Below are 19,932 nucleotides of genomic sequence, written 5' to 3'. Positions count from 1 at the left end.
TGCTTTTTTCGCATCATGTCTACCTTATTCAGGTGACTACAGCACCGGGGTTCCACCTCTTCCCATTCCGAACAGAGAAGTTAAGCCCGGTCACGCCGATGGTACTGCGTAACAGTGGGAGAGTAGGTAGTCGCCGTTTTTCAGAAGAAGCCTCCGTGTCTGATAAGGATACGGAGGCTTCGTTCGTTTTAGATACCTCCGGAACTGCTCCCCTTAATCCTTGCCATGCGTTGTTGTAGACGTATTTTCTGCTTCTTTTGTCATTCTTTTGTTATCATTACAGAACAAAGTTGGTGTAAAACGAGTTTTTTTTGGAAGAGCAAGAACTTTTCTTCCTTTCTTTCTATTCAATATCAAATGGATTTTTGTAAATTTGGCGTGAATCTAATAGGAAGGGAAAAAATCACGCAATTAATATTGTAATATAAATCATATAATAACTCCTGCAAATATGGAAAACAAGATTCAAGAGCTGACCGATAAGATCTACCGCGAAGGCGTAGAGAAAGGAAATGAAGAGGCACAGAAACTTATCGCAAAAGCTCAGGAAGAAGCCAAGAGAATTATAGAGGATGCACGTAAGGAAGCGGATTCTATCGTGGCTACCGCCCATAAGTCTGCCGATGAACTGGCAGAGAATACAAAATCTGAATTAAAGTTGTTTGCCGGTCAGGCTGTGAATGCTCTGAAGTCCGAAATCGCTACGTTGGTGACGGACAACATTGTGAATGCCGATGTAAAGGCATTTGCTGCAAACAAGAATTATCTTAATGCCTTCATCGTTGCATTGGCGTCCAAATGGAGTGTGAACGAACCAATCGTTATCTCTACTGCGGATGCGGAAGGCTTGACGAAATATTTCGCAGCGAAGGCGAAAGACCTGCTGGACAAGGGTGTGAAGATTGAGCAAGTGAATGGCATCAAAACCTTGTTCTCCGTATCGCCTGCCGATGGTTCGTACAAGGTGAACTTCGGCGAAGAAGAATTTATGAATTACTTCAAGGAATTCCTGCGTCCGCAATTAGTGGAAATGCTGTTCTAAAAACTCCCACAGGATTATGAGTAAATACTATTACTTGGTAGCCGGTTTGCCTGAACTTACTCTGGAAGACAGTAAACTGAGCTATACAGTAGCCGATTTCAGGACGGAACTATATCCTGCCTTGTCGGAAGATGATAAAAAGTTGATAGATTTGTTTTATCTGAAATTCGACAATGCGAATGTCTTGAAACTATTGAAGGATAAGGATGCTGCCATCGACCCGCGCGGAAACTATTCGTCGGAGGAACTGGCGGAATATATCTCACGACTGAAGGATGGCGACGAAGTCTCTGACAGTGTATTCCCATCTTATCTCTCCACGTTCATTTCCGAATACTTCAGCCTGCCTGCCGAGGACGGTTTCTTGTATGAAGACCGCCTGGCAGCGCTCTATTACGCCTATGCCATGGAATGTAAGAATCAGTTTGTGTCTTCCTGGTTTGGTTTCAACCTCACTCTCAATAATATATTGGTGGCGCTCACAGCACGTAAGTTCAAGCTGGACATTGCTCCGCTGATTGTGGGTGATACGGAAGTGTGCGAGGCTCTGCGTACTTCCAATGCTCGTGACTTCGGTCTGGGTACTGAGGTGGATTATCTGGAGCAGCTGGTGAAAATCAGCGAGACGGAGGAACTGGTGGACCGGGAAAAGAAGCTGGACCAGCTTCGCTGGGACTGGATGGAGGAGGCCACATTCTTCGATTACTTTACCGTGGAACGTCTGTTTGTCTTCCTGCTACAGCTGGAGATGATAGAACGGTGGATTTCGTTGGATAAAGAGAAGGGTAACCAACTGTTCCGCAGCATTATCGCTGCCTTGAAAGACGATGTGCAGATACCCGCAGAATTCAGATAAAATAAACAACTAAAAATATATGGCAACAAAAGGAACTGTTAGTGGCGTAATAGCCAACATGGTGACCCTCGTCGTCGACGGACCGGTAGCGCAGAATGAGATTTGTTATATCTCGACCGGAGGAGACAAGTTGATGGCGGAGGTGATTAAGGTAGTAGGTACCCAGGTCTACGTGCAGGTATTTGAGAGTACCCGCGGACTGAAAGTGGGGGCCGAAGCCGAGTTTACCGGACATATGCTCGAAGTGACACTGGGGCCCGGTATGCTTTCGAAGAACTACGACGGTCTGCAAAACGACCTCGACAAGATGGATGGCGTTTTCCTGAAACGCGGGCAATATACCTATCCGCTGGATAAAGGAAGCAAATGGCATTTTGTGCCTTTGGCAAAGGTGGGCGACCAAGTGGAAGCCGCTGCCTGGCTGGGACAAGTGGACGAGAACTTCCAGCCTCTGAAAATCATGGTGCCTTTTGAACAGAAAGGTGTGTGCACCGTGAAATCCATCGCAAAGGAAGGTGATTACAGCATTGAGGATACCATTGCAGTGCTGACGGATGGCGAAGGCAATGACATCCGGGTGAACATGATACAGAAATGGCCCGTGAAGCGTGCCATGACCAACTATAAGGAAAAACCGCGTCCTTTCAAACTGCTGGAAACCGGTGTGCGCGTAATCGATACCGTGAACCCGATTGTGGAAGGTGGTACGGGCTTTATCCCCGGTCCGTTCGGTACAGGAAAGACGGTACTACAGCATGCCATTTCAAAACAGGCGGAAGCGGACATCGTAATCATCGCTGCCTGCGGTGAGCGTGCCAACGAGGTTGTGGAAATCTTTACAGAATTCCCCGAATTGGTTGACCCGCATACGGGACGGAAGCTGATGGAACGTACGATTATCATCGCCAATACTTCGAACATGCCGGTGGCTGCCCGTGAGGCATCTGTCTACACGGCAATGACGATTGCGGAATACTACCGGAGCATGGGATTGAAGGTGCTGCTGATGGCGGACTCCACCTCACGTTGGGCGCAGGCATTGCGCGAGATGTCCAACCGTATGGAGGAGTTGCCCGGTCCCGATGCCTTCCCGATGGACTTGTCCTCCATCATCTCCAACTTCTACGGCCGTGCGGGTTATGTGAAGCTGAACAACGGCGAGTCCGGTTCCATTACTTTCATTGGTACGGTATCGCCTGCGGGCGGTAACCTGAAGGAGCCGGTAACCGAGAATACGAAGAAGGTGGCTCGCTGCTTCTATGCCCTTGAGCAGGACCGTGCCGACAAGAAGCGTTATCCTGCCGTAAATCCGATTGACTCGTATTCCAAATACATTGAATACCCTGAATTCGAGGAGTATATCACCAAGCACATCAACGGTGATTGGATTGGCAAGGTGAATGAAATCAAGACCCGTTTGCAGCGTGGTAAGGAGATTGCCGAGCAAATCAACATCCTGGGTGACGACGGCGTGCCCGTAGAATATCACGTGACTTTCTGGAAATCGGAACTGATTGACTTCGTTATCCTGCAGCAGGATGCCTTTGACGAAGTTGATGCCGTGACTCCGATGGAGCGTCAGGAGGAGATTCTGAATATGGTAATAGAAATCTGTCATACCGAATTTGAGTTCGACAACTTCAACGAAGTAATGGATTACTTCAAGAAGATGATTAACATCTGCAAGCAGATGAACTACTCGAAGTTCAAGTCGGAAGAATACGAGAAGTTCCATAAGCAGTTGCAGGAACTGGTTGAGGAACGGAAAGCCTAAGGATGTACTATTTGACTGTTTACAATTTACTATTTGCCTTGCGGATGCAGGTGCACGGAGGTTGTAGATAGGAAAATAGTAGAATAGGATGGCAGAGATTTAAATAGTAAATAGTAAATTGTCAAATAGTAAATAAATAGATGGCAACAAAAGCATTTCAAAAGATATATACCAAGATTACTCAGATTACGAAAGCTACGTGTTCGCTGAAGGCAACCGGAGTGGGGTATGACGAGTTGGCGACCGTAAACGGCAAACTTGCCCAGGTGGTGAAGATTGCCGGCGACGAAGTGACTTTGCAGGTGTTCGAGGGTACGGAAGGTATTCCCACCAATGCAGAGGTAGTATTCTTGGGCAAGGCTCCTACAATCAAAGTGAGCGAGCAGCTTGCCGGACGGTTCTTCAACGCCTTTGGCGACCCCATCGACGGTGGTCCGGCCATTGAAGGCGAGGAGGTGGAAATTGGCGGTCCGTCCGTGAATCCGGTGCGCCGTAAGCAGCCTTCGGAACTGATTGCAACCGGTATTGCAGGCATCGACCTGAACAATACGCTGGTGTCCGGACAGAAGATTCCGTTCTTTGCCGACCCCGACCAGCCCTTCAACCAGGTGATGGCGAATGTGGCTCTGCGTGCGGAGACTGACAAGATTATCCTTGGCGGTATGGGTATGACGAACGATGACTACCTCTACTTCAAGAACGTATTCTCCAATGCCGGTGCGCTCGACCGTATCGTCAGCTTTATGAATACCACCGAGAATCCTCCGGTAGAGCGTCTGCTGATTCCGGATATGGCACTGACGGCAGCCGAGTATTTCGCTGTGAACAATAATGAAAAGGTGCTGGTGCTGCTTACGGATATGACTTCCTACGCCGATGCGCTCGCCATCGTGTCCAACCGTATGGACCAGATTCCTTCGAAGGACTCCATGCCGGGTTCCCTTTATTCGGACTTGGCGAAAATATACGAAAAGGCGGTGCAATTCCCAAGCGGCGGTTCCATCACGATTATTGCGGTGACGACTCTGTCCGGTGGCGACATTACGCATGCCGTGCCCGACAATACGGGTTATATCACGGAAGGCCAGTTGTTCCTCCGTCGTGACAGCGACATCGGTAAGGTTATCGTTGACCCATTCCGTTCCTTGTCCCGTCTGAAGCAGCTTGTTACGGGTAAAAAGACGCGTAAGGACCATCCGCAGGTGATGAATGCCGCCGTGCGTCTGTATGCCGACGCTGCCAACGCCAAGACCAAGCTTGAAAACGGTTTCGACCTGACGAACTACGACGAACGTACCCTTGCCTTTGCCAAGGACTACTCCAACCAGCTACTGGCCATCGATGTCAACCTCGATACCACAGAGATGCTCGATGTGGCATGGAGTCTGTTCGGCAAGTATTTCCGTCCGGAAGAGGTGAATATCAAGAAAGAGCTTGTGGACCAGTTCTGGCCGAAAGCAAACTAAATAAATGTACGATTAGACGATTTACGGTTTACGATTGATATTACTGAAATTGTAAATCTGTAAATTGAGAAATTGAGTAGCTTCAGTCGTCTAATCGTAAATCGTTAAATCGTAAATAAAATGGCTATTAAGTTTCAATATAACAAAACCTCCCTCCAGCAGTTGGAAAAGCAACTGAAGGTGCGCGTGCGTACACTCCCCATCATCAAGAACAAGGAGAGTGCCCTGCGTATGGAAGTGAAGCGTTGCAAGGGCGATGCTGCCGCGCTGGATGCGAGGTTGGAAAAGGAAATCCAAGCTTACGAAGCCATGTTCGCCCTTTGGAATGAGTTCGACGCTTCATTGATAAAGGTCAGCGATGTTCATCTCGGTGTGAAGAAGATTGCCGGTGTACGGGTGCCATTGCTCGAGAATGTAGATTTCGAGATACGTCCCTACAGCTTGTTCAATGCGCCCAAATGGTATGCGGACGGGTTACATCTGCTCAAGTCGCTGGCACATACTGCCATCGAGCGTGAATTTATCGTTGCCAAGTTGAATTTGTTGGAACATGCGCGTAAAAAGACCACCCAGAAGGTGAATCTTTTTGAGAAAGTACAGATTCCGGGCTATCAGGATGCTCTGCGCAAAATCAAGCGGTTTATGGAAGACGAGGAGAACCTCTCCAAGTCATCGCAGAAAATCATGAAGTCCCATCAGGAGAAAAGGAAGGAGGCAGAGGCATGATTACGAAAATGAAGAAGCTCACGTTCCTTGTGTATCATAAGGAGTACGAAGCGTTTCTGGCACAGATCCGGGAACTGGGCGTGGTGCACGTTGTGGAAAGGCAGTGCGGCGAGATGGACGACACCTTGCAGCGATTCATGCAGAAGCGTACGCTCTACAAGAATATGCTTCAGAGCATGTACACCCTGGCGGACAAACAGCCGGAAGAAAAGGTGCATAAAGAGTTGTCTGCCGATGCTTTGGTGAAATCCTATGAGGATTTGCAGGCACGTATACAAGACTTGAACCAGCAGATTCCCGCCATTGACAAGGACGTGGCACAGATGGAGGCTTGGGGTGATTTCGATTGGGAATCCATCCGCCGGCTGGAAGATGCCGGCTGGTTCGTGCAGTTCTACACCTGCCCGGAGAAAGACTATAACGAAGCGTGGGCAGAGGACTACAATGCCATCGTGGTGAAAGAGAACGGCGGACATCTTTATTTTGTGACCGTCACTCCCCAGCCGGTAGAGCTGGATGTGGAACCGCTCCGTCTGCCTTCACTCAGCCTCTCCGAGCTGAGCCGGAAGAAAGCCGGTACGGAAGAAGCCCTTGTGCAGGCACATGCCGGGCTGAAAGACTTCTGCAAGGCGAATTACTGTACGTTGGAGAAATACAACCTCCAGCTTCAAGGAGAAATAGACCTGCTGAAAGTCAAGCTGAACAGCGAGCAGATGGCGGAAGGAGCCGTAGTGCTGATGGAAGGCTGGATTCCCGAAGACTGCGAGGCGGATGTGAGGAAACTTCTCGATGAAAACGGCACTTATTATGAGATAAGGGCGGCCAGACGCGAGGACAACGCTCCCATCAAGTTGAAAAACAACGCCTATACACGCATGTACGAAGTGCTTACAAAAATGTACGGCATGCCCGACTATGCAGAGTTCGACCCGACGCCAATACTTGCGCCGTTCTTCTCGCTCTTCTTTGCCTTCTGTATGGGAGACGCGGGCTACGGCTTGGTGCTGATAGCACTCGGGTTCATCCTGAAAAAGAAGATGTCCGAGTCCATGAAAGGCATGATGAATCTGGTGATTACGCTGGGTATATTCACGGCCGTCATCGGTGCCATACTGGGAACATTCTTCGGTGTAAGCCTCTTCGACCTGGAGATACCCGCCAAACTGAAGGAATTCATGATTGTGGGCAAGATAGGCGAGACCACCTATGACAAACAAATGCTGCTGGCGCTGATTATCGGTGCGGTGCATATCTGCATTGCCATGACGGTGAAGGCAGTGGGGCAGACCGTGCGCTTCGGCTTCAAGGAGTCGCTCAGTGCCTGGGGATGGCTGTTGCTGGTAGTGGGATTTATCTGTACCGGCGGACTTTCCTTCTTCAAGATAATTTCGGAAGATGTGTCTACATGGGCATTCATCGTGATTGGCGGCGTTTCCGCCATTGGCATCTACCTGCTGAACAACATCCACCGGAATGTATTTGTCAACATCGGTGCCGGGGTATGGGACACCTATAATATGGCAACCGGACTGATGGGCGATATACTTTCCTACATCCGTCTCTATGCCCTCGGTCTGGCAGGCGGTATGCTTGGCGGCGTGTTCAATCAGCTTGCCTTCATGGTGAACGATGCGGCAGGACCTGCCCTGGGCTGGCTGTTCTGCGGACTGATACTGATATTCGGGCATACGCTGAATATCGCCATGTCTTGCCTGAGCGCTTTCGTCCATCCTCTCCGTCTGACATTCGTGGAATACTTCAAGAATTCCGGTTACGAAGGCAAGGGCGAAGCCTACAAACCTTTTACAGTAGTAAAGAAATAAACAAATTAAAAAACAAATAAAAATAGAAACATTATGAATGAAATTTTAGGTTATCTCGGTCTGGGCCTGATGTTGGCCCTTGCAGGAATTGGCAGTTGCTTCGGTACAACAATCGCCGGTAGTGCGGCAGAAGGAGCTTTGAAGAAAGACCCTTCCAAGTCAGCAAGTTATATGATTTTGTCGGCTCTTCCGGCTACGCAGGGACTTTACGGCTTCGTGGCTTTCCTGATGTCTATGGGCAGGGATTTTGCTACGGACGGCCCTTTGATGCTGGGTATCGGACTGGGTGTCGGGCTGGTATGTCTGTTCTCCGCTATCCGTCAGGGACAGATTTGTGCCAGCGGTATCGTGGGTATCTCACAAGGACACGACGTACAGACCAATACAATGATTTACGCCGCACTTCCTGAATTCTACGCTATTTTGGCGCTGGTAGCTGCATTGATGGTATAATCCGGATTATAAGAAAATAAGCTCCAGGGATTTACAACTGAAATCTCTGGAGCTTTTTGTTTAAATCCTTGGGGATTCAACTGAAAGCTCCAGGGATTCTCCGTATAAACTTCGGGAATTTTAGACGAAAAATGCAGGGATGGGCGAACCCATGAGGCTTTTGTGGCTAAACTATGATATTCCGTAAACGATTGTTTATGCATATTTAATCAGTTTTTTCGATTAAAAGGCTATTTTTCAAAGAATAATACGTACTTTTGCAGCCGTAATTAAGATAAAGAGATTATAACATAATATGACTAAAGAACTACTTACCCCCGATTACATCTTCGAAGCGAGCTGGGAAGTGTGTAATAAAGTAGGCGGTATCTATACGGTTTTGTCTACAAGGGCAAATACTTTACAGACTAAATTTCGCGATAGATTATTCTTTATAGGGCCGGATTTCTGGCAGGGAAAAGAGAACCCTTTGTTCATTGAGTCTGATAACCTTTGCGCAGCGTGGAAAAAATATGCTGCGTTGAAAGACAATCTCTCTGTTCGTGTAGGACGCTGGAACATTCCGGGGGAACCTATTGTTATATTGGTTGATTTCCAACCGTTCTTTGCAGAAAAAAATGAGATTTATACAGAGATGTGGAACCGCTATCAAGTGGATTCGCTGCATGGATATGGCGATTATGACGAAGCATCCATGTTTGCTTTCGCTACCGGAAAGGTGATAGAGAGTTTCTACCGCTATAATCTGACGGAAACAGACAAAGTGGTGTTCCAGGCACACGAGTGGATGACCGGTATGGCCGCCCTCTATCTTCAGTCTGCCGTTCCCGAGATAGGGACTATCTTCACCACACATGCCACGTCCATCGGCCGTTCCATAGCAGGCAACAATAAGCCGCTCTACGATTATCTCTTCGCTTACAACGGCGACCAGATGGCGGAGGAGTTGAATATGCAGTCTAAGCATTCCATAGAAAAGCAGACGGCTCATTATGTGGACTGCTTCACTACCGTGAGCGAAATCACAAACAACGAATGCAAGGAGTTGCTTGACAAGCCTGCGGACGTTGTGCTGATGAACGGTTTTGAAGATGATTTTGTACCGAAAGGCGCCACTTTCACGGGCAAGCGAAAACGTGCCCGTTCCACCATGTTGCGTGTGGCAAACTGCCTGCTGGGTGAGGACTTGGGTGATGATACGCTGATTATCGGTACCAGCGGACGCTATGAGTTCAAGAATAAGGGCATTGATGTGTTCCTGGAATCATTGAATAGGCTGAACCGGGATAAGGATTTGAAAAAGAAAGTATTGGCGTTTGTCAACGTGCCTAGTTGGGTGGGAGACCCCCGCGAGGATTTGCAGAAACGCCTTAAGAGCAAGGATAAGTTTACCGAGCCGTTACAGTGCCCTTTCATCACTCACTGGCTGCACAATATGACGCACGACCAGGTGCTGGATATGCTGAAATACCTCGGTATGGGCAATCGTCCCGAAGATAAGGTGAAAGTGATTTTTGTACCCTGCTATCAGGATGGCCACGACGGTATTCTCAACAAGCATTATTATGACTTGATTTTAGGCGAAGATCTTAGTGTTTATCCGTCTTATTACGAACCATGGGGATATACCCCGCTGGAAAGCGTGGCTTTCCGCGTGCCCACTATCACCACCGACCTTGCCGGTTTTGGACTTTGGGTGAACAGTCTGAAGAATCAGCATGGCATTGACGACGGAGTGGAGGTGCTGCACCGTTCGGATTACAATTATTCCGAAGTGGCAGACGGCATAAAGGATACCGTAGCCTTGTTCTCGACCAAGACAGAAGCCGAAATCAAGGAAATCCGTAAACGTGCAGGTCAGGTGGCAGAGCAGGCCTTATGGAAGCATTTTATAAAGTATTACTATGAGGCTTATGATATTGCGCTGTGCAACGCCATGAAGCGTCAATTAAGATAAAAGAATTATTAATCAATTAGTTATCATACAATGAAGATTAAAGTTAGTAATGTAAACACTCCTAACTGGAAAGACGTGAATGTGAAATCGCACATTCCTGCCGAACTGGAGAAACTGTCTGAACTGGCACGTAACATTTGGTGGTCATGGAATTATGAAGCCACCGAACTCTTCAGAGATCTTGAACCTGCCCTTTGGAAAGAAGTGGGACAGAACCCCGTACTTCTGCTGGAGCGTATGAGTTATGCCAAACTTGAAGCGCTTGCCAACGATAAGGTTATTCTGCGCAGAATGGAAGATGTATATTCAAAATTCCGTACATACATGGATGTGACGCCTGACAGCAAGCGCCCGTCTGTTGCCTATTTCAGCATGGAGTATGGTTTGAACCACGTACTTAAGATATATTCCGGTGGTCTGGGCGTACTTGCCGGTGACTATTTGAAAGAGGCTTCCGACAGTAACGTTGACTTGTGTGCAGTCGGTTTCTTGTATCGCTATGGTTACTTTACCCAAACCTTGTCTATGGACGGTCAGCAGATCGCCAACTACGAGGCGCAAAACTTCGGACAGTTACCCATCGATCGTGTATTGGACGAGAATGGACAACAAGTGGTGGTGGATGTTCCTTATCTGGATTACTACGTGCATGCTTATGTGTGGAGAGTAAATGTAGGACGCATCTCCCTCTATCTGCTTGATACAGACAATGAAATGAACAGTGAGTTCGACCGTTCCATCACTCACCAACTGTATGGCGGTGACTGGGAAAACCGTCTGAAGCAGGAGATTTTGTTGGGTATCGGCGGTATTCTGACGCTGAAGAAGCTGGGCATCAAGAAAGATATTTATCACTGCAACGAAGGACATGCTGCTTTGATCAACGTACAGCGCATCTGTGACTACGTGGCCGAAGGTCTGACTTACGACCAGGCTATCGAGTTGGTACGTGCTTCTTCTCTCTATACTGTACATACTCCGGTTCCTGCCGGTCACGACTACTTCGACGAAGGTCTTTTCGGCAAGTACATGGGCGGCTATCCTTCAAGAATGGGTATCAGCTGGGATGACCTGATGGACCTCGGACGTAACAATCCGGGCGACAAGGGCGAGCGTTTCTGTATGTCTGTATTCGCTTGCAACACTTCTCAAGAGGTGAACGGTGTGAGCTGGTTGCACGGGAAGGTTTCCCAGGAGATGTTCGCTTCCATCTGGAAGGGCTACTTCCCCGAAGAAAGTCATGTGGGCTACGTTACCAACGGTGTACACTTCCCCACTTGGAGCGCTACGGAGTGGAAACATCTCTATGCTGCGCATTTTGATGAAAACTTCCTCTACGACCAGTCCAACCCCAAGATTTGGGAGGCTATCTATAACGTGTCCGACGAAGAAATCTGGAAGACGCGCATGGTGATGAAGAACAAACTGATTGACTATGTCCGCAAGCAATACCGTGAAACTTGGTTGAAGAATCAAGGTGATCCCTCACGCATCGTTTCCCTGCTGGACAAAATCAATCCGAATGCCCTGCTGATAGGTTTCGGACGCCGTTTCGCCACCTACAAGCGTGCACACTTACTGTTCACCGACCTCGATCGTCTGTCCAAGATCGTGAATAACCCTGACTATCCGGTACAGTTCCTTTTCACTGGCAAGGCTCACCCGCACGATGGTGCAGGTCAGGGCTTGATTAAGAGAATCATCGAGATTTCCCGCCGTCCGGAGTTCCTGGGTAAGATTATCTTCCTGGAAAATTATGATATGCAGTTGGCACGTCGCCTCGTTTCAGGTGTGGATATCTGGCTGAACACTCCGACACGTCCGCTCGAAGCATCCGGTACTTCCGGCGAGAAGGCGTTGATGAACGGTGTTGTAAACTTCTCCGTACTCGACGGCTGGTGGCTGGAGGGCTATCGCGAAGGTGCCGGTTGGGCATTGACCGAAAAGCGTACTTACCAGAATCAGGAACATCAGGACCAACTCGATGCCGCTACTATCTACAGCATTCTTGAGCAGGAAATTCTGCCGTTGTTCTATGCACGTAACAAGAAGGGATATTCGGAAGGTTGGGTGAAGACTATCAAGAACTCCATCGCACAGATTGCTCCCCACTATACAATGAAGCGCCAGTTGGATGACTATTACGATAAGTTCTACATCAAGGAAGCCAAACGTTTCAAGATGCTGGCTGCCGACGGTTATGCCAAGGCTAAGGAAATAGCTGCCTGGAAGGAAGAAGTTGCCGAAAAATGGGACAGCATTGAAGTGGTGTCTTGCGAAAAGACTGAAGACCTGGTGAAAGGCTCCATCGAGAGCGGTAAGGAATACACCATTACTTACGTTATCGACGAGAAGGGCTTGAACGATGCTATCGGTCTGGAACTGGTGACTACTTATACGGCTCAGGATGGCAAACAGCACGTTTACTCCGTAGAACCGTTCAATGTAGTGAAGAAAGAAGGTAACCTTTATACTTTCCAAGCTAAGCACAAGATGGAAAATGCGGGTAGCTTCAAGGTTTCTTACCGTATGTTCCCGAAGAATGCAGACCTGCCTCACCGTCAAGACTTCTGCTACGTTCGCTGGTTCGTATAAGAGCATAAAAAACAGATAATGTGTTTGCGATATGGCAGAACACATTGTCTGTTCAGATGAAAGATATCATCTGCATGATGCAGGCAGACCATCCGTTTACTTTAAACGGATGGTCTGTTTCTTTTCTAGAGCTTGCTTTTTATTTCGGCTGTCCAGGCGTCAATGCGTTCGGCGGTTTTGTCACTCTCGTTCACTTCGTCGAGGGGAAGTCCTACGAATGCATCGTCTACCACGGCGATGGAAGAGGAGAAGGAATACCCGTCCGTGCTGACTTTGTTGCCCAAGAAGGTACACCCACTATCCTTCAAGTCCTCGTAGAGTACTCCGATGCCGTCGCAGAATGTGTCGCAGTAGGATTCGGAGTCGCCGCAACCGAATAGGGCTACGAGCTTCATGGAAAGGTCGGTGCTCTTCAGTACTTTTACGCCGTCATACCAGTCGTCCTGCAGTTCGCCGTCTCCCCAAGTGGAGGTACCTAGAACCAGCACTTCATATTCCTTGATTTTATCGGCGGTCATCTTGTCAACACTATGTACGTCGGTGGAGGAAACTCCCAACTTTTTGGCTATCTGGTTAGCCAACTCTTCGCAGGTTCCGGTACTGGAACCATAAAAAACACCAGTCTTTTTCATTGTAAATAAAGTGATTAAATTGTTTGCTGCAAAGTAAAGGCTTTGCCGGAGAACGTGAAATACCTACATGTAGGGCTTTTAGTGTTGTGCCGCTCCCCATTTCGGGTTAGCTTGTGGCGTGGTTTATAGAGGTCGTGGCTACCTACTAATTGGGATGGCAGACTCTCTTTTTGATGAAAAGTAGGTATTGCCGGATTGTTAAAAATGAAGGACATTTGTACCGGTAATAATAGACAAGTGTTTATGGTTAGATTCGTACATTCCACTCATTCGCAATTCCATCCTTCCGTGGCTGGTAAGTGGCTGGTGTGGGGGACTTTGATGATGCTTCTTGCGGGGGTGGCTATCATTGTTTTTTCGGTATTCTCGCATGATGCACTCGATGCGTGCTGTAATTGCATAATCTGTACTTTCAACCGTGTCCCGAAGGAAGGGGAATATTTGTATAACCGCTACCTGCCGGTCATCAGCATGGTGTGGGTGGCGTTTCTGATACTTTTGGTATATGTGGTCCGCTATTGCATGAACAAGAGGAGGTAGCCGGGTGTTCTATAGGTAAAACTGAAAGGAGACTATATGAAAAAGATTGTTTTGCTTCGCCACGGCGAGAGTGCATGGAATAAGGAAAACCGCTTCACGGGGTGGACGGATGTTGATTTGACAGAGAAAGGCGTTGCTGAAGCTGTAAGAGCGGGTGAGCTGCTGGCAGAAAAGGGATTCCGCTTCAAGAAGGCGTATACTTCCTATCTGAAGCGTGCCGTGAAGACACTGGATTGTGTGCTGGACCGCCTCGACCAGGACTGGATTCCGGTGGAGAAATCGTGGAGGTTGAATGAGAAACACTACGGCCAGTTGCAAGGGCTGAACAAGGCAGAGACGGCTGCCAAGTACGGTGACGAGCAGGTGTTGGTATGGCGCCGGAGCTTTGATGTGGCTCCGCATGCATTGGCCGAGGATGACCCACGTAATCCGCGTTTTGAGGACCGTTATCAAGAAGTGCCCGATGCCGAACTGCCCCGTACGGAGTCGTTGAAAGATACGATTGAGCGTATCATGCCTTACTGGAAGTGTATCATCTTCCCGAATCTGAAAATGGCCGACGAATTGCTGGTAGTGGCTCATGGCAATAGCCTGCGGGGTATTATTAAGCATCTGAAGCATATTTCGGACGATGAAATCGTGCATCTGAACCTGCCTACGGCGGTGCCCTATGTTTTTGAGTTTGATAATGAGCTAAACTTGACGGAAGACTATTTCTTGGGTAACCCTGAGGAGATAAAGAAATTAATGGAGGCTGTGGCCAATCAAGGAAAGAAGAAATGATTTTGGTGCGCGGAAGCGCTCTATTTCTTTATCCTTTCATTCCATGAAGCAGCGTCATGCTGAGCAGTACCCCGACCACTATGCAGATGAGGATAAGGAAACAGTTCATGAGCCGTGCGCCCAGCTTGGTTTCCTTGTGTAAGTTCTGTTCAAAGTAGTTCTTGAAGAACAGATAGATGGCAGGTACGGTGGCGCTTGCCAGCAGGAGGTCTTCGGGAATCTTGTAGATGTAGACTTTGGAAAAGGCGATGAGCGCCCAGTGGCAAAGGAACAGAATGACGAGCAGGTTGACCCTGCGCGAGAAAGCCAGCAGTAGCCCGATGGTGAAAACTGCTACCGAGCAGGGCATCACGGTGGTGGTCATCATGGGAAATTCCATTCCGCGTGCCCACGAAAGGAGCGGGTAGAGGAAAGGCATTGCATAGAGTACCCCCACCAGTACTTTGTATTTCGGGTTGCGCTCGAACGGAGTGTAGTCGGTAAACAAATCCCATAGCCACAATAGTGCAATCACTCCCCAGAAGATGGCGAGTATATAGTGGTGTCCGCGCGCTCCGCAATACATCATGTAGTACACGACGGATATCCACCCGTTCAGAAATACCATGTAGATTTTCATGGAGCGTTTTGCCCATAAGGTCGGTTTCCGGTAGAGCTGCGTGGTGAGCAGGATACCTGCTGCGGTGATGAGGAGCTGTGTCCACCAGGTGGCCTCGTTGTATTGTGCGATAGTATTCCAGAATATTTCCATTTGTGTCCATTAAAAAAACGGCTGCAAAGGTAGAGTTTTCTGCCGAAAGAATGAAATCGTTTTCTACATTTTGCCTATCTTTGTGCCTCCAAAAAAATAGGTAAAAAGATTCATGGATAAGACTTTGACTGAACAAGAGATTGCCCTGCTGCGCAGGAAACTCGATTTATTGCTTCGTACCGGACAGCTGCTGGTGGAGAGTGCGGCTGATACAAACCGTGTTGTTCGTAACCTGAACCGTGTTGCCGCCTATCTGGGGCTGCCGGAAGAAAAACTCCACATCGACGTAAGTTATACCATGCTGGTGGTGAATGTGAGCGACGGCCTGCATTCGTTCTCCAAATTCCAGAAGTGCGAGAAGCATGGCATCAACATGACAGCCATTTCCGAAATCAGCAAACTGTCCTGGCGGGCCATTGAGAATGACTACTCCCTCGACCAGTATGAGGAGGAACTAGAAAGAATCAAAAACAAGAAGCGGAATTATGTGCCATACGTTGTTGCCATCGGTGCTGGCTTTGCCTGCGGAGGTTTCTGCAAGCTGTTCGGTGGTGACTGGATGGCGTTTCTGTTTACCTCCATCTGCGCTTTTGCCGGTTTTCGCGTCCGTGTCCGTTGTATGGAGTTCGGCATCAATCACTATATGAGTATTGCCATTGCCGCATTGATTTCGACCTGCTTGGCCTATGTGTCTTCTTTTGCCGGACTCTCGGAAACTCCCTATCATCCGTTGTTGGCGTGTGCACTGTTCATTGTTCCGGGTGTGCCGTTGATAAACTTTGTGGATGATATGATTGATAATTATATCCAGGTGGGCATTGTCCGGGCTGTGAATACGGTGCTGATGGTCTGTGCAATGGCCTTCGGCATTGTGATAGCCATGCGTCTGCTGACGGTGGAGGATGTTGTGATTGACAAGAAGTTTAGCGAATTGAGTATGGTGCCTCATGATAGTTATCTGGTGTATGCCATTGCGGCGGCGATAGCTGCCATGGGATTTTCCATGATATTCAATATACAGCGGCGCTTGTTGTGGGTTGTTGCGGTGGGCGGTATCATCGCCGTTTGTACGCGTAACTTTGTCAATTTCGAGCTGGGTTACGGACCGGTGATAGGTTCGTTCATGGGCAGCATGGTTGTCAGCCTGATAGCCGTGAAGGCAGTGCATTGGTTCCATGTTCCCAATCACGTCTTGACGATTCCTTCCGTCATCCCGATGATTCCGGGAGTGTTGATGTATCGTTCGCTTTTCGGGCTTATCAATATGCACGGTGTGGTAGGCGAGGTGACGGCGGTTGTTTCCAACGGCATCACGGCTTCACTGATTATTCTCTGCATAGCGCTGGGGGTAGCGGTGCCCAATATTTTTGCCCGCCGGTATATCGCCAAGGATAGGCAGCGCTTTCTTCAGGAGGAGCTGCAGAAGCGCAGGGAAAGAGGGAAATTTATAGAATGGTGATGTAGGTATCCCGTCATTCGGAGCGAAGCGAAGAATGACGGGATACTTTTTTAAATGCCCTTTTGGGGATTATAGTGGTAAATTACGGTTTCCCCCTTTTGCAGGGATGTCTGTACGTCAATCAGACGCTGGTTGCGGCTTCCCCGGAAATAGAGTTCCTCATCCCTCAGTTCTTTCTTGAATTTGCCGTCCACCAGTACGTCGATGTACTTCAGCAGTTGGGCTTGGCGCGGGTTGCGCAGTAGCTTTTCGAAAGTATAGCCCGTATAGCACCAGATGTTTTTCCGGCTCCGCTCCTTGATGGCATGCGCCAGTTGGGTGAATCCTTCCGGCTGGAACATCGGGTCTCCACCACTGAAGGTGACGTCTGCAAAGTTGTCGGCAAGGACTTTTTCCAGAATCTCTTCCGTACTCATCCAGTGCCCGCGGTTGATGTCCCACGACTCCGGATTGTGGCAACCGGGACAACCGTTGGGGCATCCGGCAGCATAAATGGCAGTCCGGAAGCCCGGACCGTCTACTGTGGTATCTTCTAAAATGTCGAGAATAGAAAGCATGAGTAGGGAATTAAAAATTAAAAATTAAACATCGCAGGTAGAAAGCTGAACATTAATCATTAAAAATTAAACGTCAACCATTAAAAATGAAGCTCCGCTTTGCACTGCGCAGCCCTTTAATTTTTAATTATGAACGACCCTGTCGTTCAACTCTGCCAGCTTGGCATTGTTCCAGCGGTCGGTTGTCCCCACCAGGTAGCCGGTGATGCGTTGCAGCTTGTCGATATGCTTGCTGCCGCACTTCGGGCATTCTTCCAGGTTTGGGGTGGAGTTTTCGTGGCCGCACTCCAGACAGCGGTTACGGTTGTGGTTTACCGAACCGTAGCCGATGTTGTATTGGTCCATCATGTCCACTACACGCATAATGACTTCCGGATTGTGGGTGGCGTCACCGTCTATCTCCACATAGAAGATGTGTCCGCCGCGGGTCAGCTCATGATAAGGAGCCTCCACTTCCGCTTTGTGGCGGGCGCTGCATTTGTAGTATACGGGCACGTGGTTGGAGTTGGTGTAGTAGTCACGGTCCGTAATGCCCGGCAGCGTGCCGAACTTCTTACGGTCGATGCGGGTGAACTTGCCCGACAGCCCTTCGGCAGGAGTGGCAAGCACGCTGTAGTTGTGCTGGTATTGCTCCGAGAACTGGTTGGCACGGTCGCGCATATAGGTCACGATTTTCAGTCCCAGCTCCTGGGCTTCGCCAGATTCGCCGTGATGTTTTCCGAGTAATGCTACGAGGCATTCTGCCAATCCGATGAAGCCGATTCCCAGTGTTCCCTGGTTGATGACGGAAGCAATCGTGTCGTTCGGTTTCAGTTTTTCGCTGCCTATCCACAAGGCGGACATCAGTAACGGGAACTGTTTGGCGAAGGCGGTCTTTTGGAATTCCATACGTTCGTGCAATTGGCGTGCGGTCACCTCAAGCATGGCATCCAACTTGGCAAAGAACCGGGCGATACGCTGTTCCTTGTCTTCTATGTTCATACACTCGATTCCTATGCGGACAATATTGATGGTAGAGAAAGAGATGTTGCCGCGTCCGATGGAGGTCTTCGGTCCGAAACGGTTTTCGAATACACGGGTACGGCATCCCATGGTAGCAACTTCGTGCTGGTAGCGTTTCGGGTCATCGGCTTTCCAGTCCTCGCTTTGGTTGAAGGTGGCGTCCAGGTTCAGGAAGTTCGGGAAGAAACGCCGTGCCGTCACCTTGCAGGCCAGTTGGTAGAGGTCGTAGTTGCGGTCTTCCGGCAGGTAGCTCACACCCCGTTTCTTTTTCCATATCTGGATGGGGAAGATGGCGGTTTCTCCGTTTCCTACCCCCTGATAGGTGCTTTTCAGCAGCTCGCGGATGATGCAGCGCCCCTCGGCAGAGGTGTCTGTGCCGTAGTTGATGGAGCTGAACACCACTTGGTTGCCGCCGCGTGAGTGGATGGTGTTCATGTTATGGATAAACGCCTCCATGGACTGGTGCACGCGCGATACGGTCTTGTTGACGGCATGCTGCACGATGCGGTCCTCGTCCGTCAGTCCGTCCAACGGCTGTAGCAGATAGTCGGCCAGTTCCTTCTGATAGAGATGGGAATAGTCTTTTCCATTCAGTTCTTCCAGGTTCTTGACTTCCTCGATGAAGCTGTTGCGCACGTAGGGGGCAAGGTAGAAATCGAATGCAGGGATGGCTTGTCCGCCGTGCATCTCGTTCTGGGCTGTTTCCAGCGAGATACATCCCAGGATACTGGCAGTCTCGATGCGTTTGGCCGGGCGCGATTCGCCGTGTCCGGCAGAGAAGCCGTATTTCAGAATATGGTCCAGCGGATGTTGCACGCATGTCAGGCTCTTGGTGGGATAATAATCCTTGTCATGGATGTGCAGATAGTTCTGGGTGACGGCATCCAGAACTTCTTCACTCAGCAGATAGTCGTCCACGAAAGGCTTGGTGGTTTCGCTGGCAAATTTCATCATCATGCCTGCCGGGGTATCAGCATTCATATTGGCATTTTCGCGTGTGATGTCGTTGGACTTGATGTTGATAATCTCCAGGAACATGTCGCGCGTCTTTGCCTTGCGGGCAATGCTTCGCTGGTTGCGGTAGGCGATGTATTTTTGGGCAACGTCCTTACGGCTGCTCTTCATCAGCTCCACTTCCACCAAATCCTGGATGGCTTCCACCGTCATCTGCGAATCCCCCTTGAAAGAGATGCGGTCCGTAATCTGGTGTATCAGTTGCAGGTCTTCACCTTTATCTGTATGCAACATGGCTTTCCGGATGGCGGTGGCTATTTTTTCTTCGTTGAATCCGACGACGCGTCCGTCGCGCTTGAGTACTGTCTGTATCATAACCTTTTATACTTAAATGTGACTATCTATTTAGTTTAAATGCGGAAACAAAGGTATTATAGTTATTGATAGGTTTTACTTTTTGGGAAACTTTTTGTGATTTAAAAAGTGTTAATCGTTTGATAATTAGTGGTATTTTATTTGTAAATGGAAAACTTTGAATAAAAATTACTTTTTAAAGTTGTTC

At 48.9% G+C, this 19,932-nt stretch carries 16 protein-coding genes and 1 rRNA gene; 13 read left to right on the top strand and 4 right to left on the bottom strand.

Going from position 1 to position 19,932, the window contains the following annotated elements; translation table 11 throughout:
- Positions 1 to 28: 28 nt before the first annotated feature.
- The 10 genes from rrf (at position 29) to H1A11_RS08185 (ending at position 12,692) form a co-directional block, all read left to right on the top strand.
- A 5S ribosomal RNA gene (gene rrf, locus H1A11_RS08230) occupies positions 29 to 139 on the top strand.
- A gap of 312 nt (positions 140 to 451) precedes the next feature.
- Positions 452 to 1,042, top strand: coding sequence for a hypothetical protein (locus H1A11_RS08225; protein WP_117601385.1), 591 nt, complete (start codon positions 452 to 454; stop codon positions 1,040 to 1,042).
- Positions 1,043 to 1,058: 16 nt separating this feature from the next.
- The gene (locus H1A11_RS08220; protein ID WP_138345988.1) at positions 1,059 to 1,898 is read left to right on the top strand and encodes a DUF2764 domain-containing protein; all 840 of its coding nucleotides are present in this window, start codon (positions 1,059 to 1,061) and stop codon (positions 1,896 to 1,898) included.
- A 19-nt stretch (positions 1,899 to 1,917) separates the two neighbouring features.
- A complete protein-coding gene (locus H1A11_RS08215; RefSeq protein WP_117601383.1) occupies positions 1,918 to 3,672 on the top strand; it encodes a V-type ATP synthase subunit A in 1,755 nt (584 codons plus the stop codon).
- Positions 3,673 to 3,812: 140 nt separating this feature from the next.
- Positions 3,813 to 5,138: a V-type ATP synthase subunit B gene (locus H1A11_RS08210; RefSeq protein ID WP_005827389.1), complete on the top strand. Its 1,326-nt coding sequence runs from the start codon at positions 3,813 to 3,815 to the stop codon at positions 5,136 to 5,138.
- A gap of 120 nt (positions 5,139 to 5,258) precedes the next feature.
- Positions 5,259 to 5,864 carry a V-type ATP synthase subunit D gene (locus tag H1A11_RS08205; RefSeq protein ID WP_117601382.1) on the top strand — a complete coding sequence of 202 codons (606 nt, stop codon included), beginning with the start codon at positions 5,259 to 5,261 and terminating at the stop codon, positions 5,862 to 5,864.
- A complete protein-coding gene (locus H1A11_RS08200; RefSeq protein ID WP_117601381.1) occupies positions 5,861 to 7,687 on the top strand; it encodes a V-type ATP synthase subunit I in 1,827 nt (608 codons plus the stop codon). The genes H1A11_RS08205 and H1A11_RS08200 overlap by 4 nt, the downstream gene beginning before the upstream one ends.
- A 33-nt stretch (positions 7,688 to 7,720) precedes the next feature.
- A complete protein-coding gene (locus H1A11_RS08195; protein WP_005827396.1) occupies positions 7,721 to 8,140 on the top strand; it encodes an ATPase in 420 nt (139 codons plus the stop codon).
- Between the two features lie 295 nt (positions 8,141 to 8,435).
- Entirely contained in the window at positions 8,436 to 10,097 is a 1,662-nt protein-coding gene (locus H1A11_RS08190; protein ID WP_117601379.1) for a glycogen/starch synthase, read from the top strand.
- Between the two features lie 30 nt (positions 10,098 to 10,127).
- The gene (locus H1A11_RS08185; RefSeq protein WP_117601378.1) at positions 10,128 to 12,692 is read left to right on the top strand and encodes a glycosyltransferase family 1 protein; all 2,565 of its coding nucleotides are present in this window, start codon (positions 10,128 to 10,130) and stop codon (positions 12,690 to 12,692) included.
- Between the two features lie 125 nt (positions 12,693 to 12,817).
- Here the strand turns inward: H1A11_RS08185 and fldA are convergent, their stop codons facing one another.
- Positions 12,818 to 13,324, bottom strand: coding sequence for a flavodoxin FldA (fldA, locus tag H1A11_RS08180; RefSeq protein WP_119961500.1), 507 nt, complete (start codon positions 13,322 to 13,324; stop codon positions 12,818 to 12,820).
- Positions 13,325 to 13,567: 243 nt separating this feature from the next.
- Here fldA and H1A11_RS08175 point away from each other — a divergent pair, with 243 nt between their 5' ends.
- Positions 13,568 to 13,864: a hypothetical protein gene (locus H1A11_RS08175; RefSeq protein ID WP_005837364.1), complete on the top strand. Its 297-nt coding sequence runs from the start codon at positions 13,568 to 13,570 to the stop codon at positions 13,862 to 13,864.
- A gap of 36 nt (positions 13,865 to 13,900) precedes the next feature.
- Complete coding sequence (gene gpmA / locus H1A11_RS08170) at positions 13,901 to 14,647, top strand: 2,3-diphosphoglycerate-dependent phosphoglycerate mutase (protein WP_119961501.1); 747 nt, start codon at positions 13,901 to 13,903, stop codon at positions 14,645 to 14,647.
- A 28-nt stretch (positions 14,648 to 14,675) separates the two neighbouring features.
- Here gpmA and H1A11_RS08165 read toward each other — a convergent pair whose 3' ends face one another.
- Positions 14,676 to 15,398, bottom strand: a complete 723-nt coding sequence (locus H1A11_RS08165) for a DUF6064 family protein (RefSeq protein ID WP_117601375.1) — start codon at positions 15,396 to 15,398, stop codon at positions 14,676 to 14,678.
- A 112-nt stretch (positions 15,399 to 15,510) separates the two neighbouring features.
- Here H1A11_RS08165 and H1A11_RS08160 point away from each other — a divergent pair, with 112 nt between their 5' ends.
- Positions 15,511 to 16,857: a threonine/serine exporter ThrE family protein gene (locus H1A11_RS08160; RefSeq protein ID WP_117601374.1), complete on the top strand. Its 1,347-nt coding sequence runs from the start codon at positions 15,511 to 15,513 to the stop codon at positions 16,855 to 16,857.
- 50 nt (positions 16,858 to 16,907) lie between these two features.
- Here the strand turns inward: H1A11_RS08160 and nrdG are convergent, their stop codons facing one another.
- On the bottom strand, positions 16,908 to 17,414 hold the full coding sequence (nrdG, locus tag H1A11_RS08155; protein ID WP_117601373.1) for an anaerobic ribonucleoside-triphosphate reductase activating protein: 507 nt from the start codon (positions 17,412 to 17,414) through the stop codon (positions 16,908 to 16,910).
- A gap of 123 nt (positions 17,415 to 17,537) precedes the next feature.
- A complete protein-coding gene (locus tag H1A11_RS08150; RefSeq protein WP_117964507.1) occupies positions 17,538 to 19,745 on the bottom strand; it encodes an anaerobic ribonucleoside triphosphate reductase in 2,208 nt (735 codons plus the stop codon).
- Positions 19,746 to 19,932 lie beyond the last annotated feature (187 nt).

The organism is Bacteroides sp. CACC 737, assembly GCF_013874375.1.
In the GTDB taxonomy this organism is placed as follows: Bacteria; Bacteroidota; Bacteroidia; order Bacteroidales; family Bacteroidaceae; genus Bacteroides; species Bacteroides uniformis.
The sequence above is the reverse complement of the archived record's forward strand: the minus strand, read 5'-3'. Positions and strand labels throughout refer to the sequence as shown.